This is a genomic window from Roseibium sp. M-1, assembly GCF_054515675.1.
On the sequence record NZ_CM137257.1, the window covers coordinates 3,945,149 to 3,961,130 of the forward strand.

Consider the following 15,982-nt stretch of genomic DNA (forward strand, 5'->3'; position numbering starts at 1 on the left):
ACAGGTGTTTATCGGCGTTCTACGACTGCGTTGAGGGACGAGGCGCCATGAGCGACACAAAGACACCGAAGCTGCGATCTGCCGCCTGGTTCGACAATCCGGACAATCCCGGCATGACCGCGCTCTACATCGAGCGCTACCTCAATTTCGGTATCACACGGGAAGAGTTGCAGTCCGGCAAGCCGATCATCGGCATCGCCCAGACCGGCTCGGACCTGTCACCCTGCAACCGGCATCATCTCGAGTTGGCCAAGCGCGTGCGCGAGGGCATCCGCGACGCCGGCGGTATCGCGTTCGAGTTCCCCGTGCACCCGATCCAGGAGACCGGCAAGCGCCCGACGGCAACGCTCGACCGCAACCTTGCCTATCTCGGCCTCGTCGAATTGCTCTACGGTTACCCGATCGACGGCGTGGTGCTCACCATCGGCTGCGACAAGACCACGCCCGCCTGCCTGATGGCGGCTGCGACGGTCAACATTCCGGCAATCGCGCTTTCCGTCGGGCCGATGCTGAACGGCTGGTACAAGGGTGAGCGCACCGGGTCCGGCACCATAGTCTGGAAGGCCCGGCAGATGCTGGCGGCCGGCGAGATCGACTATAACGGCTTCATGGATCTGGTCGCCTCCTCCGCCCCCTCGGTCGGCTATTGCAACACCATGGGCACGGCGACGACCATGAACTCGCTTGCCGAGGCGCTCGGCATGCAGCTTCCGGGGTCGGCCGCCATCCCTGCGCCCTATCGCGAGCGCGGCGCAATTTCCTACGAGACCGGCAAGCGCATCGTCGACATGGTGCGCGAGGACCTGAAGCCGTCCGACATCATGACGCGCGAAGCCTTCGAGAACGCCATCGTCGTCAACTCCGCCATCGGCGGCTCCACCAACGCGCCGATCCACCTCAACGGCATCGCCCGCCATCTCGGTGTCGAGCTCGACAATGACGACTGGCAGGCGATCGGCCATGACGTGCCGCTGCTGGTCAACCTGCAGCCGGCCGGCGAGTATCTTGGCGAGGATTATTTCCATGCGGGCGGCGTCCCGGCCGTCATCGCCGAACTGATGCGCCACGGCAAGTTGCCGCATCCGGGTGCGAAAACCGCCAACGGACGCTCCATCGGCGAGAATTGTGATGGGACCACCACCGACCTGCCGGAGGTGATCAAGCCTTATGACGCACCGATGAAAGAGAAAGCCGGGTTCATCAACCTGAAAGGCAATCTCTTCGACAGCGCCATCATGAAGACAAGCGTGATTTCGGAAGAGTTTCGCGGCCGCTATCTCTCCAACCCGGACGACCCGGAGGCCTTCGAAGGCCGGGCGGTGGTCTTCGAGGGACCGGAAGACTATCACCACAATATCGATAACCCGGATCTTCAGATCGACGAGCATTGCATGCTCTTCATCCGCGGCACCGGTCCGATCGGTTATCCGGGCGGTGCAGAAGTGGTCAACATGCAGCCACCCACAGCCCTGATCAAACGCGGCGTCACATCGCTGCCCTGTATCGGTGACGGCCGCCAGTCGGGAACGTCCGGCTCGCCGTCGATCCTGAACGCGTCCCCGGAAGCCGCCGCCATGGGCGGGCTGGCACTGCTGAAGACCGGCGACCGGGTGCGCATCGACCTGAAGAAAGGCACAGCCGATATCCTCATTTCCGATGAGGAACTTGCGCAGCGCAGGGCGGACCTGGAAGCCGCTGGTGGTTTCAAGGTCGCCGAGAGCCAGACGCCCTGGCAGGAGATCCAGCGTGCGATGATCGGCCAGTTCGATAAGGGCATGGTGCTGGAACCGGCGGTGAAATACCGGGACGTTGCCCACACCAAGGGGCTGCCGCGGGACAATCACTGAGCGCTCGCAAACAAGCGCACAACACGCACTGTTGTCACCCCGGGCGACCGGAGGGAGACCCGGGGCCCACTCGTTTCCAGAGAGCTGAAGTGGGGGACACCTTCTTCAAGAACGTTGTGCGCTTCGATAATTGGCTCTGCGAGTAGGCCCCGGATCGGCGCTTCGCTTGTCCGGGTGACACCGTGGACGTGATTGGCAGACTTGTTTCAGGAGGAGGACGCCCCCAAGCGATGGCCGTCCTATTTCCGGCGATGAGGTTTACCGGGTCACTGGTCTGCGCTGCCGCTTCGCCCGGAATGACAACTCTGATAGTGTCGCGTTTCAGAATTTCAGGGCAGGCCGTCATTGCATCAATCGCAACTTCCTGCTTGACGATTACGTAAACGGCATGCTTCAAGAAGGCAACCGGGCGAAAGCCCAATTCAGATGGGAGAAAACAACATGTCCTTGGAACAGCTCACCGAAGGCGTCCGCGCGAAAGTGGCCGATGGCGGCATCGACGAAAGCGTCAAGTTCGACCTCGGCGAGACCGGCGTCATCTTCCTGCAAGGCTCCAACGTCTCCAACGACGACGCCGATGCCGACTGCACCATCAAGATGTCCGCCGATGATCTCGGCGACATGCTGTCCGGCGACCTGAACCCGACCGCAGCCTTCATGGGTGGCAAGATGCAGGTGGAAGGCGACATGAGCGTTGCCATGAAGCTCGGCAGCATCGTCTGAGACAGGCCGGTTTTCAAAGCAGAAACCTTGCTAACCGGCTCCCGCGGGAGCCGGCTTTTTTATGGGCAAACCTCCGCACTCCAACCTCATCCTGAGGAAGCGCGTAGCGCTGTCTCGAAGGATGGGCCGTTTGGCTCAAGAGTGTGTCGCCCATCCTTCGAAACGGACCTTCGGTCCTCCTCAGGATGAGGTTGGAGAGTGGAGAGGGACCAGAAAAACGGCGGCCCGAGAGCCGCCGTTTCAAGTTTCTGGATGGTCCGGACCGTTACCGGTTTGTGATTATTTCCGGGCCCATCAGGCTGTAGGGAAGCCAGGTGGAGATTGCCGGGACGTAGGTGACGAGGATCAGGAACAGGAGCAGGATCAGAACGAACGGCGCTGCCGCCCGCACCACCTGCACCAGACTCATTCCCGTTATCCCCGACGTCACGAACAGGTTGAGCCCGATCGGCGGCGTGATCATGCCGATTTCCATGTTCACCACCATGATGATGCCGAGATGGATCGGGTCGACGCCGAGTTCCATGCCGATCGGGAACACCACCGGTGCCACGATCAGCAGGAGACCCGAAGGCTCCATGAACTGGCCGCCGAGCAGCAGCAGCAGGTTGACCGCGATCAGGAAAGTGAACCAGTTGAACCCGGCCCCGACCATCAGATCCGTGATCGCCTGCGGAATGCGTTCCGACGTCAGGACGTGTGCAAAGAGCAGCGCGTTGACGATGATGAACATCAGCATGATCGTCGTCTTCGCCGCATCCACCATCACCTTCTTGGTGTCCTGGTGGAACATGGCCGGCAGGAACTTCCAGACGATGAGGCCGATGTTGCGGCCCCAGATCGACACGCCGGTGCCGAGTGTTGCCGGAAGCTCGGCCGGGGAGAGCTTGTGGCGCAGAACCGGGTAGGCGATCAGGGCAGCAATCAGCACGATGGCGCTGTCGATGCCGTAGAAGCCCTGGCGGTCGGTGAAAGCGTAGGCGAGGCTGGACCAGACGAACATGGCGATGATCGCATAGGTGATCGACTTGAACCCGGCCAGACCCAGCGGGCCGTCTTTTTCCTGTACCCAGCGGACGCCCGTCAGCGGGCCCATGTCGCGATAGACGAAGAGGGCCACGAGGCAGGCGTAAACGGCGGCGACGGCGGCGGCTTCCGTCGGCGTGAAGATGCCGCCATAGATGCCGCCAAGGATGATGACCATCAGGAACAGGCCGACGGCTGCTTCCGTCATGGCGTGCCAGATTTCCTTGAAGCCCGGCCAGGGCTGTGCCGGCAGGTTCTTGATGCGCGCCATGACATAGATGGCGATCATCAGCATCAGACCGGCAATCAGTCCCGGCACGACCCCTGCGAGGAACATGCGGCCGACGGAAACGTTGGTTGCCGCCGCATAGACCACCATCACGATGGAGGGGGGGATGAGGATGCCAAGCGTACCCGCGTTGGCGATGACGCCGGCTGCGAATTCCTTGGTGTAGCCCGCCTGGCGCATGCCGGCGATGGCAATGGTGCCGATGGCAACCACGGTCGCCGGCGAGGAGCCGGAGAGCGCGGCGAACATCATGCAGGCGAAGACGCCGGCAATCGCGAGACCGCCCCGGATCGACCCGACAGAAGCGATCGAGAAGCGGATGATGCGCTTGGCAACGCCGCCCGTCGACATGAAGGCGGAGGCCAGGATGAAGAACGGGATCGCCAGGAGCGTGTAGTTCTGCGAGGCCGTGAACAGCTGCAGGGCTACCGACGAGATGGAGTCGTTGGAGAAGATGGCGATCGCCAGAACGCTGGACAGGCCAAGCGAAATGGAGATCGGGACGCCCAGGAACAGAAAGCCGAGGACGAGGATAAAGAGAATTGCTGCTTCCATGGCCCCGCCTCAGTCCTTCAGAACGTCTTTGTTTTCGGCAACGAGGTCTTCGGCCTCATGTGCCGCGATCATCATCTCGCGTTCGCCGGTGATGATCTGCCAGGCTGCCTGGATGCAGCGGAACAGGAAGAGCGCAAGCCCTATGGGCAGGATCAGATAGGCAATCCAGCGCTGGACGCGTTCCTTGGTTCCGAAATTTTCGATGATGTAGTCGGGATAACGCAGGTCATCGAGGCCGATGCCGATCTTGTACATCTTCGACCAGTAGTCGATGGCTCCGCCCCTCGTATCGAGGCCGAAGATATGCAGCCATTCGGACCAGAGCAGCGTCAATGCATAGGCAACGCCGCACAGGGCGCCGAACACGGCAGCCGCCCGGAAGAGTGGCTTCGGAAGCAGCCGGATAACGGCGTCGACCCCAAGATGCGAACCGATCTTCACGCCGTAGCTCATGCCGAAGAGGATCAGCCAGGCGAACAGGATGCGGGTGAATTCCAGGGCGCCGGTCCAGCCGGAATTAAATCCGTACCGCGCTACCACCTGGGTGAAGGATACGATGGTCATCGCGGCCAGGAGAAAGGCGAGTACACCTTCCTCGAAGCGCGTGACCCAATTGTCGACGCGTTGCATGCGTTTCCCCCGAATAGGTCTCTTGATAGTTGCGTGCGCCCGGGGACAAAGCCCGGATGGCCGCGGGACCTTGGCAGAAGGGCCGGACGATCCGGCCCTTCAAAGTTTGGTTTTCGCTCGGATCAGCTTGCGCTGTTGGACGAAACGGCGGCGTCGATCAGGTCCTTGCCGATATCGCCTTCAAACTTGTCCCAAACCGGCTTCATGGCATCTACCCAGGCCTTGCGCTGTTCCGGGGTCAGCTCGCGGATGGTGGAACCGGCATCCAGGATCGCCTGGCGGTTCTGGGCTTCCGCATCCGCAACATTGCCGTTGGCGGTTGCGGTGACTTCTTCCACGATGGTCAGGAACTGGTCGCGGACATCCGGCTCCAGGCTGTTCAGCCATTCGTCAGAGGTGACGAGCAGGTAGGCAAGCAGCTGGTGGTTGGTTTCGGAAATGCCGTCCTGCACTTCGAAGAACTTCTGGGTATAGATGTTGGACCAGGAATTTTCCTGACCGTCCACAACACCGGTCTGCAGAGCGCCGTAGACTTCCTTGAAGGCCAGCTTCTGGGCGTTTGCACCCATGGCTTCGATCATGGCGACGGCGACGTCGGAGGTCTGCACGCGGAATTTCAAGCCCTTGGCGTCATCCGGAACCAGCAGCGGCTTGTTGGCGGAGAACTGCTTCAGACCGGAGCTCCAGTAGCCGAGACCCATGAAGCCGTAGTCGGTCATGGAATTCAGCAGCATCTTGCCGTTTTCACCGGTGGTGAAGCGTTCGACGGATTCCAGGTCCTGGAACAGGAACGGCAGGTCGAAAAGGCGGAACTTCAGCGTGTAGGCTTCGAACTTGGAGAGCGAAGGGGCTGCCAGCTGGACGTCGCCGAGCAGCAGGGCTTCCATCACCTTGTCGTCGTCGAAGAGCTGAGAGTTCGGGAACACCTGCATGCAGGCCTTGCCGTTCATCTCGTCGTTGACACGCTGTGCCAGAAGGGTGGCAGCATCGCCTTTCGGGTGGCCGGTATCGGCAACCACGTGGCTGAACTTGATGACGATTTCACCGTCATCACAGGAATCAGCCGCATAGGCGTTTGCAGACAGGGCAAGGGACGCCGCGGTAGCTGCGGCGAGAGCGAATTTTTTCATCGGATGTCCTCCCAGACATTTCAGTATGACGGCCATTCGGGCCGGACAGCGCGGTGGCTGGTCGGCACCCTAATGGCAAGCCCCGTGCCAAGTGCCGCCCGCTCTTCAAAAAGCGCCGGTTTCCGCAGGTTAACAAATTGTTGCAGATGTACCTAGAGCGGATTCACCGCAAGAAATGGGTCAGACTCGACACATGGCAATGGAGCCGATGTGTCGATTTCGACACATCGCGCGTGCACAATTGGAAATTTCCGAGGAGTTTCAGTGCCAGAGCGCACCGCTGGCACCGTCGTGGCGCAGCCGGGTGGAGAGACGTGCAAGCTTGTCCGGATTGCGGATGTTGAAAATCCGTTCGATCCTGCCCTCAGCGTCATAGCCGAATGTAACCGCGCTGACGGCCTCGCTCCCATCGAACACCGCAAGCCCGCGCGTGCCGTTAAGATAGAGCACCTCGACCCGGCCTGCCGCCCACAGGCGGCCGAGAATGCGGGCGATATAGCGGCCAACCTCATCGGATCCCTGCAGGACCCGGGACAGTGCCGTTGCCTTGCCGCCGCTGTCGGACTGGAACTGGACGGTTTCCGCAAGAAGCCCGGTCAGATGTTCCGTCGACCCGGTTTCGAGCGCTGCCAGGAAAGACGACAGGATCCGGTCCTGATGGTCGGCGGGCGGAACGAAGCGGGAGGCAGGGCCTTGCACATGGCGGCTCGCCCGCGAAACAAGCTGGCGGCACGCAGCTTCGCTGATGCCCAGCGTTGCTGCCACCTCCTCGTAGGACTTGCCGAAGATTTCCCGAAGGAGATAGGCCGCGCGTTCCTTCGGGGTCAACCGCTCCAGCAGCAACAGAAAGGCTGTCGTCAGTGACTGCGCGCGGTTGAGGTCGGCTTCCGGATCCGAGCCGCTGTCGATCTGCAGCGGCTCGGGAATCCAGGAGCCGACATAGTCGACCCGCTTGCGGTGGGCGGCTTTCAGATAGTCCAGGCAGCGATTGGTGCAGACCGTCGTCAGGAACGCTTCGGGGGTGGCAATTGCCGACCGGTCCGCGTCCTGCCATTTCAGGAACGTGTCCTGAACCGCATCCTCGGCATCCGCCATGGAGCCGAGCATGCGGTAGGCAAGGCCAAGAAGTCTTGGCCGCACGGTTTCGAAAATATCGGTGCCTGGTGCTTTGGTCATGTCAGTGGTTCGAAACCTGCATCCGGTTCCACAGATTGATCATTGCGATCGCCGAGGTCATGGCGCTGATCTGCGTGTCGTCGAAATGCGCTCTCAGGTCGCCGCGAAGTTTCTCATAGTTCGTGTCGACGTTGAGACTGGTCAAGGCCTCGGTCCAGGCAAAGGCCGCCTTCTCGGCCGGCGTGTAGTCGCTGACATGCCGCCAGACGGTGAGCCGTTGCAGCCGCTCCTGACTTTCGCCCGCGTCCAGAGCTTCCTTGGTATGCATCTTCACGCAATAGGCACACTGGTTGATCTGCGAGGCGCGCAAGTCGATCAGATGGCGCAGCTTGGGCTCAAGCCCGGTATTGCCGATTTCGCCTGAGGCATCGACGAAGCGCTTCACGATGTCCGGAATGTTGCCGTAGTGGTTGATGGCAGTCGAGGTTGTCATGTGTGTCTTCCATTGAGGTTCAGGGGATTGACACAGGGTTGACGAGTAGGCGTGGTGGTTTGTGACATTGGCGGGAGATTTTTCTGCCTTACTCCCAGACAGGGTCCCGGCGAAAGGCTCCGGCAAGAAAACCCATCAGTAGGGAAACCTTTTGCAGACCGCGCAGGTCCGGGTGCGTCAGAATCCAGAGACTGTTGGAGGGTGCCGGCGAATACGTAAAAAGCCGCTGAAGGTCGGGACGTCGCATGTCATCGGGAAGAAGCGCCACTCCGAACCCGTGCGCAGCCAGGCTTGCCATGGTCGTGAGATCGTCGCAGCAGACCCGCGTCAGCGGCTGGGACACGCCCAGAAGCTTTGCGAACGCAGGATGGCGCGCAAGTTTTCCGGCTGGTCCGAGCACCCTGTGCGCGCTCAGGTCTTTCGCATCGTTCAGGGGTTCATTGGCCTTCAGATAGCCGGGCGAGGCGTAAATCGCCCAGCCGATGCTCAATATCCGCTGTCCCCAGAGATGATCGGGCGGATCCTGGGCAACACGCAGCGCCACGTCCGCGCTTCTGTCGGACATGTTGAGTTCCTGGTTGGAAACCAGAAGTTCGATTGAAATCGCTGGGTGCACACGCGCGAAATCCGCGAGATATCGCGGCAGTACGGTGTCGGAGAAACTTCGCGGAGCCGTCAGGCGAATTGTGCCGGCTGCTGCCTCGTCCCGGCCGGCTATGCGTCTGTTGACTTCCTCGAACGAACTGATGATGCCCGCGCTGATCTCCTGCATCTCGGTACCCGCGTCCGTAAGGACATAGCGGCCCTTCACGCGATCAAACAGCTTCGTGCCCACCTGACGCTCCAGAGCGGCCATATGCCGGAAAACCGTCGCGTGACTCACCCCTATCCGTTCAGCTGCCTTCACCAACGAACCTGTTTCGCAAACGGCGGCAAATACCTTGATCGCATTCCAATCCATAAACTCATTTCACTTTTGCAATATAGCTACTCAATACTGGCTATCGATTGAAAAATTGCAAGCCGATATCGTTCGGGTGTCAGAAAACGATCAACCGGAGTTCTTACATGATCGGCTACACTTCTCTGGGCACCTCGGACCTCGCGCGTTCCGCAGCTTTTTATGATGCCCTCTTTGCCGACCTTTCGGCAGAACGCATCATGACTTTCGACGATTTCATCGTCTGGTCCGCCGGCACCAACGGCCCCGCATTCTCGATCCACATTCCGGAGAACGGTGAGCCATATTCGGTCGGCAACGGCGTGATGATCGCTCTCGCGGCCACCGGCAATGCACAGGTCGACAGGGTCCATGCCCGGGCGCTGGAACTTGGCGGCAGCGACGAAGGCAAACCCGGATTCCGCGCGGAAGGTTTCTATGCCGGTTATTTCCGCGATCCGGATGGCAACAAGCTCAACATCTTTCACATGGCCGGATGAATGGAACGGGTCCATTCTCCTTGCAAAGTCGTAGGGCACAGATTGTGCCCCTACGTCCAGCGGGTGGTTATCGTGCTGCTGGAACGCCGCCTGCCATTCAAGCGGATCGACATCGATCTTGACGACAAACCGGATTGGCTCTTCGACGTGTCTCCCTGTGGGAAGGTACCGGTCATCCGTATCTCCACCGGCGACTGGCTTTTCGACTCCTCCGTCATCGCCCGCTATCTGGACACTCTATCCGGCGAAGGCCTGTTGCCGTCCGACCCGCTGGCGCGGGCACGGCAAGAAGCCTGGATCACTTTTGCCGACGGCATGCTGGCAGGCGTGGCGGATATGATCTACCGAGATTTGAGCGCGAAGGCCTTCCACGGGTCGATCACCGATCTCGCCCATTGCCTGACAACGGTTGCCGCACGCTTTGCACCAGAAAGATATTTTGCGGGATCGGAGTTCGGTCTGGCTGATGCCGTGTTTGCGACCCTCTTCCGCTGTTTCCCGGTGCTTGACGAAATCGCTGATGGAACGCTGGAAAAGGATCTGCCTGTTGTACTCGCGGATTGGTGGGCAGAGATCCGCGATCGTCCCGCTGTCGCGGACGCCGTTCCACGCAGCTATCACGAGGAACTCCGTACGTTCATTGCGGCAAGGGACAGTTATGCGGGGCGATTCCTTGCAAGCCGGCCGGCTGCCCAAAGAAACAAAAGGTTCGGACAATAGTCCGAAAGCCCTCAGGATGTTTGACCTGCACGGATCGAGGTGTCCCCGGCCTCAGCCAACCATCGCCTCGTCCTTGCCGAGCCCGTATTTGCGCATCTTTTCGTAAAGCGCCTTGCGGGAGAGGCCGAGGGTCTCGTAGGTGGGCTTGATGGCGCCGTCGTTGCGCTTGAGTTCCGCAACGATCAGTGCCCTCTCATAGGAAGCGACCTGATCGAAGAGGGTCGAGCCGGAGCCGTTGCGGGGCGCGGTCACCTGTTCGACGCCAAGCACGAAACGGTCGGCGACATTGCGCAATTCGCGCACGTTGCCGGGCCAGTCGCGGGTCATCAGACCGGCGAGATATTCCTCGTCGATATCCGGGATCTCGCGCCGGTAGCGGGCCCGGGCTTCCACCGCCAGATGCCGGAAGAGAAGCGGGATATCCTCCAGCCGCTCGCGCAGGGGCGGAATGGCGACATTGACGACGTTCAGCCGGTAGAACAAATCCAGCCGGAAACGGCCTTCCTTGCCGGCGGCTTCCAGGTCTTCCTTGGTGGCGGCGATGAAGCGCACATCCAGCTCGATCGCCTTGTTGGAGCCGAGGCGCTCGATGGTGCGGGTCTCGATGACGCGCAGCAGCTTGACCTGCAACTCCAGCGGCATGGATTTGATTTCGTCCAGGAACACCGTGCCGCCATGGGCATGTTCCAGCTTGCCGATCCGCTGGCCGCTGGCGCCGGTAAACGCCCCCTTTTCGTGGCCGAAGAGTTCCGATTCGATGATTTCGGCGGGCAGGGCACCGCAATTGAGTGCGACGAAGGGCTTGTCCTTGCGCGGGCCTTCGTCGTGCAGCGCCCGGGCGACCACCTCCTTGCCCGAACCGGTTTCGCCCAGGATCAGGACGTCCGCATCGGTCGCCGCCAGCGCCGTCACGTTGCGGCGGAGCAGGTCCATCGCAGGCGTCCGGCCGACGAGGCGGCTCTCAAGGCCTGTCCGGTCGGCAAGTTCCTCGCGCAGCTTGCGGTTTTCGAGGACCAGCCGGCGCTTGTCGAGGGCGCGTTCCACCACCGAGGCAAGACGGGACACCGAGAAGGGCTTTTCCATGAAGTCATAGGCGCCGGCGCGCATCGCCTCGACGGCCAGCGGCACGTCGCCATGGCCGGTGATCAGCACGACAGGCATGGCCGGGTCGATCTCGAAGGCGCGTTTCATCACCTGGAAACCGTCTGTGCCGGGCATGCGGATGTCCGTGACGAGCACACCGTAGAAACCGCGGTTGATCCGCTCCAGCGCCTCTTCCGGTGTCCCGGTCGCGAAGACCTCCTGGCCGGAAAGCTCCAGGCCCTGGCTGAGCGACCCTCGCAGGTCTTCCTCGTCGTCGATCAGAAGGACGGTTGCCTGATCCATGAACGCCTTTCTATTCCGCTGCGAGCATGTTTTCGTCGGCCACCGGCAGACGCATCGTGAAGACGGCACCGCCGCCTTCGAGATTTGCCGCCTTCAGCGTGCCCGAAAAGTCATGGACGATCTTGTAGGCGATCGACAGGCCGAGGCCCAGCCCCGCGCCGACCTCCTTGGTGGTGAAGAAGGGATCGAAGATCTGCGGCAGCGCTTCTGCGTCGATGCCCGGGCCGTTGTCGCTCACCGACAGAACCGCCTCGGTCTCTTCCCGCGCCAGCGCCAGGCGCACTTCCGGCCAGGCGCTGCCGCTGACTGCGTCCACCGCGTTGGACAGGAGATTGATCACCACCTGCTCCAGACGAATGCGTCCGCCCTTGACGATGATGTCGCCGTCCGGCAGGTCGAGTTCCAGCCGAACCTGCTTCTGCTTGATCTGCGGCTGCAGCAGCAGCGTCGCCTCGTCGATCACCTGGCGCAGCGACACCGGCTTGATGTCCGTGCCGGACCTGCGGGTGAACCCTTTCAGCGTCTTGGCGATCTCCGCCATTCGGGTAACCATGCCACCGATCCGGGTGAGATTGGCCTGAGCCTCGTCGGCGCGGCCGCGCTCGATCAGCATTCCGGCGACTTCCGCATCGGATCTGATCGCGGCAAGCGGCTGGTTGTATTCGTGGCTGAGGGCCGCCGACATGCGGCCGAGCGTGGCGAGCTTCGCCGCCTGCACCAGTTCGGCCTGGGCCAGACGCAGATCCGCTTCCGCCTGTTCACGCTCGCGCACTTCCTGTTCCAGCCGCACATTCGCCTTGCGCAGATCTGCCGTCCGGCTCTGCACCCGGCGCTCCAGCCTGAGAGCGGCCGCCTTGTCGCGCCGGGCATGCCGGACGAATTGCTCACGCCGGGCGATCAGGATCGCCAAGCCGCCGGCGGCGATCACGCAGACAAGCAAGGCCACCAGCATGGCCCAGCCGGCCCCCTGCCGGGCATCCTCCACATCGACCAGCGTGTGCACTTGCCATTCAAGAACCGGAAGGTTTTCCGTCAGTTGCATGTGATAGTCCGGCGCCGCGCTGACCGGCAGCAGCAGTTCCAGACGCTCGGCGAAGTTCAGATCGGCGACGTTATGGCCAACATCGAGCGCGGAGAGGTGCTTGCCTCGCCAAGCCGGCACATTAGTCACGACGATGCGGCCGTCTGCATCGACGGCGACGATCGGATCCTTGCTGAGAGCCCAGGCCTGTTCGACATCCTCAAGGCTCACCCTGACGGCAAGAACGCCGGAAATGACATTGCCCCGCCGCAGCGGCGAAGCGAAAACATAGTTGGACGGCCTTTCCTGCGTGCCGGGAATGAGCTGGCGGCCAAGCTGGCCCTGGAGGGCTTGATCGAAAGCCTGGCGGATCGCATCGCGTCCGCCGATGGACCCGGACGGAACGCCATCCTGACTGGAGACGACGACGAGGCCGTCGGCATCCATCAGCCAGACTTCCTCGGCTCCGGACATGCCGGCTGCAATTGCCGCGATGCCCGGGTCCTGGGAAAGCCCGCTGCGCGTCAGCAACGCGCCGATATCGGGTCCGCGTGCCAGCAGCGGTGACAGCAGGCGGAACTTGTCGAGGAGGCGTTCCAGAACCGCCGTCTGGACGGCGAGATTGGCTCTCGCTCCGGTCTGCAGTTCGGCAAGCGTGAGGCGCAAGCTGCCATGGCCGGTCAGCCACATCAGCGCCAGCGTTGCGAGGACCGCCGCCGCTGCGATGCCGATCTTCAGCCTGCGCCAGGTCCGGCGCTTGGGATTGCGTATCATTGCGCCAGTATAATCACGCCGCGCCATCCGTGAAGCGCAAGGCGCATCGTGACCTATTCCACACTTCGAACTGCCTCCGGCTGCACCGCGGCCCGCTGACGCCGGTCGATGGCGACGCTCTTGATCAGCACCGTCACCTCACCGCCCTCCTTCAGGTCGAGGTCCGCCACGGACGCCCGGGTGATGCGGGCGCGCAACGTCTGGCTACTGACGGAACACAGGATTTCCGCGTAAGGCCCGGTCTCGCTGGAAATGCTCGTGATGGTGGCGGCAAACGCATTGCGGATCGAAAGACCCTCCGGCGGCTTGACCGCGAGGGCCACGTCTCTTGCCCGGATGCGAAGGCGTACCGTTTCGCCCGGATCTGCGATCCTGTCGGGGATCTGCAGGATCGCGCCGCCGATATCCACGCGGGTCAGACCCCAGCTTGCATCGAAGTCCGTGACCCTACCCTCCAAAAGAGCACTGGCCTCATGGCGGCCGGTGGCGCGGCCAAGGTCGGTGCGGGCCAGCATTTCCGCCACCGGCCCGAAGGCGGGCGTGCGGCCTTCCGACAGGATCACCAGCGTGTTGGAGAGGCGGGCAACCTCCTCGATGGAATGACTGACATAGAGGATCGGTATGCCGGCCTCCACGCACAGCCGGTCGAGATAGGGCAAAATATCGTTCCGCCGCGCCTGGTCGAGGTTGGCCAGGGGCTCGTCCATGATCAGGAGGCGCGGATCGGAAAGCAAAGCGCGGCCGATCGCGACCCGCTGCCGTTCGCCGCCCGAGAGTGTGCGCGGCTTGCGGTCGAGCAGTCCTTGAAGGCCAAGCAGCCTGACCACTTCGCCAAGGTCACGCGTCTCCGGCCGCCGCCCCGCCCAGCGCGCGTAGGTGAGGTTTGCCCTGACGCTCAGATGCGGGAAGAGGCGCGCATCCTGGAAGACATGGCCGACGCGACGCGCCTGAACCGGCAGGTCGATACCCTTATCCGCGTCGAAGAGGACTGTGCCGTTGACGGAGATGCGTCCACTTGCGGGCCGGATCAGACCGGCAATCATATTGGTGAGGGTCGTCTTGCCCGCCCCCGACTGGCCGAAGAGGGATGTGACACCTGCCTCGCTGGTAAACCTGGCTTCCAGATCCAGCGTGCCGATACGGCCGGTGATGTCGACGTCAAGCATGGCCGCCTCCCATGCGCGAACGCAGGCGGCGCGCCAGCACTTCCGAGGCGATCAGGGCCGCGAAGGCAACGACGGTCGCGATCAGTGTCAGGCGAAAGGCGGCAAGATCACCGCTCGGGGTCTGGGTGGCGGTATAAAGCGCCAGCGCCAGGGTGCGGGTTTCGCCCGGAATGTTGGAGACGAAGGTGATCGTGGCACCGAATTCGCCCATCGCCTTGGCAAAGCCCAGAATAGCGCCGCCGAGAATGCCGGGCAGGGCGAGCGGCAGGGTGACAGTGAAGAAAGTCACCAGCCGGTGCGCCCCGAGGGATTCGGCCGCCTCTTCGAGCTTCGGGTCGACAGCCTCAAAGGAGAGACGGATCGGGCGCACCATCAGCGGAAAGGCCATGACCCCGGCCGCAAGTGCCGCACCGGTCCAGTTGAAGGCAAAGCTGATGCCGAAGAGATTGTCCAGAAAGGCCCCGACCGGCCCCTTGCGGCCGAAGGCCAGCAGCAGGACATAACCGGTGACGACCGGCGGCAGCACCAGAGGCAGATGCACCAGCGCGTTGACGAGGCCGTGTCCGGCGAAACGGTACCGGGCGAGCAGAAAGGCCATCAGGACAGCGAGCGGCAACGCCACGGCGAGGGCGGCAGCGGCGACCTTGAGCGTCAGGAGAAGGGCCTCTGTTTCCTCGGGCTGGAGATTGAAGAAATCCACGTCGGCTCAGTCTGTTGGTTCCGGATGCGGGCCGCACCCGGCGGCCATTCACTCGTTATCGGTTACAAAGCCAAGCGAATGCAAGATATCCCTTGAGGCCGGACCGGTGAGGAATTCCAGAAACGCCTCGGCATCCGGATGGTTTCGGGCCGTAGTCAGGGCGCCGAGATAGCGGATCGGCGGATGGCTCGTTTCCGGAAACTCGAACAGGACGGCGACGCCGGGCTCGACTGCGGCATCGGTCTTGTAGACCAGCCCAAGTGGTGTGTCGCCGCGGGCGACCGACGCCAACGCGATCCGGACATTTTCCATCGGTGCGAGCGAACCGGAGACAGCCTGCCAGAGCCCCATCGTTTCCAGCGCCGACTTGCCATAGCGGCCGGCCGGTACGGTCTCCGGATCAGCCATGGCCAGGCGGTTGCCACCCAGCCTTGTTGCAAGCGTTTCAGCAGAGAGCTCCAGAGGCGCACTGTCTTTCGGGCCGATCAGCACGATGGCATTGGTGGCAATGTCGCGCACGCTGTCCGGCTGCACGGCGTCTTTCTCCAGCACATAGTCCATCCAGACGGCATCGGCGGAAACGAAGACATCCGCCGGAGCGCCGGCTTCGACCTGGCGCGCCAGCGCGCCGGTGCCTGCAAAGGAAAAGACGACCTCGCCGCCCGTTTCCTTTTCGAAAGCCGCGCCGGCCTGTTCCATCGCTTCCCGGAGGCTCGCAGCCGCAAAGACGGTGAGAGGCTCGCCGGCACGCACGGGCAGCGCCGCTGCTATGATCAGCGCGGAGGCGAAGAACATGCGTGCGATCATATAGCCCTCTCCCTTGATACGTTCCCTACCTAAGATTGCTCCATTCGATCAGCAAGAGCCAGGTGCAGCCAAACGTCTGAACCGAATGCAAAATCGCGCAGGTAGCAGGCTTCCGTTTCGATCGCAAAACCCCATATGGTCGGTTAGGTTCTTTACAAT

15 protein-coding genes are annotated in these 15,982 nt (G+C 62.2%); 4 read left to right on the forward strand and 11 right to left on the reverse strand.

Annotated elements, in window-relative coordinates; genetic code table 11:
- Window positions 1–47 precede the first annotated feature (47 nt).
- Both ACX3M4_RS17780 and ACX3M4_RS17785 read left to right on the forward strand, forming a co-directional pair.
- Window positions 48–1,847, forward strand: a complete 1,800-nt coding sequence (locus ACX3M4_RS17780; RefSeq protein ID WP_459354322.1) for an IlvD/Edd family dehydratase — start codon at window positions 48–50, stop codon at window positions 1,845–1,847.
- Between the two features lie 441 nt (window positions 1,848–2,288).
- Window positions 2,289–2,570 (forward strand): SCP2 sterol-binding domain-containing protein, encoded by a 282-nt coding sequence (locus ACX3M4_RS17785; protein WP_459354323.1) that lies wholly within the window; start codon window positions 2,289–2,291, stop codon window positions 2,568–2,570.
- 265 nt (window positions 2,571–2,835) lie between these two features.
- Here the strand turns inward: ACX3M4_RS17785 and ACX3M4_RS17790 are convergent, their stop codons facing one another.
- From ACX3M4_RS17790 to ACX3M4_RS17815, 6 genes are all read right to left on the reverse strand, one after another.
- On the reverse strand, window positions 2,836–4,440 hold the full coding sequence (locus tag ACX3M4_RS17790) for a TRAP transporter large permease (RefSeq protein WP_459354324.1): 1,605 nt from the start codon (window positions 4,438–4,440) through the stop codon (window positions 2,836–2,838).
- 9 nt (window positions 4,441–4,449) lie between these two features.
- Window positions 4,450–5,070, reverse strand: coding sequence for a TRAP transporter small permease (locus ACX3M4_RS17795; protein WP_459354325.1), 621 nt, complete (start codon window positions 5,068–5,070; stop codon window positions 4,450–4,452).
- Window positions 5,071–5,192: 122 nt separating this feature from the next.
- Window positions 5,193–6,200, reverse strand: a complete 1,008-nt coding sequence (locus tag ACX3M4_RS17800) for a TRAP transporter substrate-binding protein (RefSeq protein WP_459354326.1) — start codon at window positions 6,198–6,200, stop codon at window positions 5,193–5,195.
- Between the two features lie 261 nt (window positions 6,201–6,461).
- Window positions 6,462–7,376: an RNA polymerase sigma factor SigJ gene (gene sigJ / locus ACX3M4_RS17805; RefSeq protein WP_459354327.1), complete on the reverse strand. Its 915-nt coding sequence runs from the start codon at window positions 7,374–7,376 to the stop codon at window positions 6,462–6,464.
- A gap of 1 nt (window position 7,377) precedes the next feature.
- Window positions 7,378–7,809: a carboxymuconolactone decarboxylase family protein gene (locus tag ACX3M4_RS17810; RefSeq protein ID WP_459354328.1), complete on the reverse strand. Its 432-nt coding sequence runs from the start codon at window positions 7,807–7,809 to the stop codon at window positions 7,378–7,380.
- Between the two features lie 88 nt (window positions 7,810–7,897).
- Complete coding sequence (locus tag ACX3M4_RS17815) at window positions 7,898–8,770, reverse strand: LysR family transcriptional regulator (RefSeq protein ID WP_459354329.1); 873 nt, start codon at window positions 8,768–8,770, stop codon at window positions 7,898–7,900.
- Between the two features lie 107 nt (window positions 8,771–8,877).
- Between ACX3M4_RS17815 and ACX3M4_RS17820 the strand changes: the two genes are divergently transcribed.
- Window positions 8,878–9,249 (forward strand): VOC family protein, encoded by a 372-nt coding sequence (locus ACX3M4_RS17820; protein WP_459354330.1) that lies wholly within the window; start codon window positions 8,878–8,880, stop codon window positions 9,247–9,249.
- Window positions 9,250–9,969: a glutathione S-transferase family protein gene (locus ACX3M4_RS17825; RefSeq protein WP_459354331.1), complete on the forward strand. Its 720-nt coding sequence runs from the start codon at window positions 9,250–9,252 to the stop codon at window positions 9,967–9,969.
- A gap of 51 nt (window positions 9,970–10,020) precedes the next feature.
- Here ACX3M4_RS17825 and ACX3M4_RS17830 read toward each other — a convergent pair whose 3' ends face one another.
- The 5 genes from ACX3M4_RS17830 to modA are packed head-to-tail and all read right to left on the reverse strand — an operon-like array spanning window position 10,021 to window position 15,823.
- Window positions 10,021–11,355: a sigma-54-dependent transcriptional regulator gene (locus ACX3M4_RS17830; RefSeq protein ID WP_459354332.1), complete on the reverse strand. Its 1,335-nt coding sequence runs from the start codon at window positions 11,353–11,355 to the stop codon at window positions 10,021–10,023.
- A 10-nt stretch (window positions 11,356–11,365) separates the two neighbouring features.
- On the reverse strand, window positions 11,366–13,150 hold the full coding sequence (locus ACX3M4_RS17835) for a sensor histidine kinase (protein ID WP_459354333.1): 1,785 nt from the start codon (window positions 13,148–13,150) through the stop codon (window positions 11,366–11,368).
- Between the two features lie 53 nt (window positions 13,151–13,203).
- Window positions 13,204–14,316 carry a molybdenum ABC transporter ATP-binding protein gene (gene modC / locus ACX3M4_RS17840; protein WP_459354334.1) on the reverse strand — a complete coding sequence of 371 codons (1,113 nt, stop codon included), beginning with the start codon at window positions 14,314–14,316 and terminating at the stop codon, window positions 13,204–13,206.
- Window positions 14,309–15,016 (reverse strand): molybdate ABC transporter permease subunit, encoded by a 708-nt coding sequence (gene modB / locus ACX3M4_RS17845; RefSeq protein WP_459354335.1) that lies wholly within the window; start codon window positions 15,014–15,016, stop codon window positions 14,309–14,311. Before modB ends, modC begins: the two co-directional genes overlap by 8 nt.
- A 48-nt stretch (window positions 15,017–15,064) precedes the next feature.
- The gene (modA, locus tag ACX3M4_RS17850) at window positions 15,065–15,823 is read right to left on the reverse strand and encodes a molybdate ABC transporter substrate-binding protein (RefSeq protein ID WP_459354336.1); all 759 of its coding nucleotides are present in this window, start codon (window positions 15,821–15,823) and stop codon (window positions 15,065–15,067) included.
- Window positions 15,824–15,982 lie beyond the last annotated feature (159 nt).

Bases quoted from the DNA above. Each gene is read 5' to 3' on its own strand.
- ACX3M4_RS17810 (WP_459354328.1), bottom strand. From the start codon at position 7,809: ATGACAACCTCGACTGCCATCAACCACTACGGCAACATTCCGGACATC.
- ACX3M4_RS17785 (WP_459354323.1), top strand. From the start codon at position 2,289: ATGTCCTTGGAACAGCTCACCGAAGGCGTCCGCGCGAAAGTGGCCGAT.
- ACX3M4_RS17830 (WP_459354332.1), bottom strand. From the start codon at position 11,355: ATGGATCAGGCAACCGTCCTTCTGATCGACGACGAGGAAGACCTGCGA.
- ACX3M4_RS17815 (WP_459354329.1), bottom strand. From the start codon at position 8,770: ATGGATTGGAATGCGATCAAGGTATTTGCCGCCGTTTGCGAAACAGGT.
- modA (WP_459354336.1), bottom strand. From the start codon at position 15,823: ATGATCGCACGCATGTTCTTCGCCTCCGCGCTGATCATAGCAGCGGCG.
- ACX3M4_RS17790 (WP_459354324.1), bottom strand. From the start codon at position 4,440: ATGGAAGCAGCAATTCTCTTTATCCTCGTCCTCGGCTTTCTGTTCCTG.
- ACX3M4_RS17825 (WP_459354331.1), top strand. From the start codon at position 9,250: ATGGAACGGGTCCATTCTCCTTGCAAAGTCGTAGGGCACAGATTGTGC.
- ACX3M4_RS17820 (WP_459354330.1), top strand. From the start codon at position 8,878: ATGATCGGCTACACTTCTCTGGGCACCTCGGACCTCGCGCGTTCCGCA.
- ACX3M4_RS17795 (WP_459354325.1), bottom strand. From the start codon at position 5,070: ATGCAACGCGTCGACAATTGGGTCACGCGCTTCGAGGAAGGTGTACTC.
- ACX3M4_RS17800 (WP_459354326.1), bottom strand. From the start codon at position 6,200: ATGAAAAAATTCGCTCTCGCCGCAGCTACCGCGGCGTCCCTTGCCCTG.
- ACX3M4_RS17780 (WP_459354322.1), top strand. From the start codon at position 48: ATGAGCGACACAAAGACACCGAAGCTGCGATCTGCCGCCTGGTTCGAC.
- sigJ (WP_459354327.1), bottom strand. From the start codon at position 7,376: ATGACCAAAGCACCAGGCACCGATATTTTCGAAACCGTGCGGCCAAGA.
- modC (WP_459354334.1), bottom strand. From the start codon at position 14,316: ATGCTTGACGTCGACATCACCGGCCGTATCGGCACGCTGGATCTGGAA.
- ACX3M4_RS17835 (WP_459354333.1), bottom strand. From the start codon at position 13,150: ATGATACGCAATCCCAAGCGCCGGACCTGGCGCAGGCTGAAGATCGGC.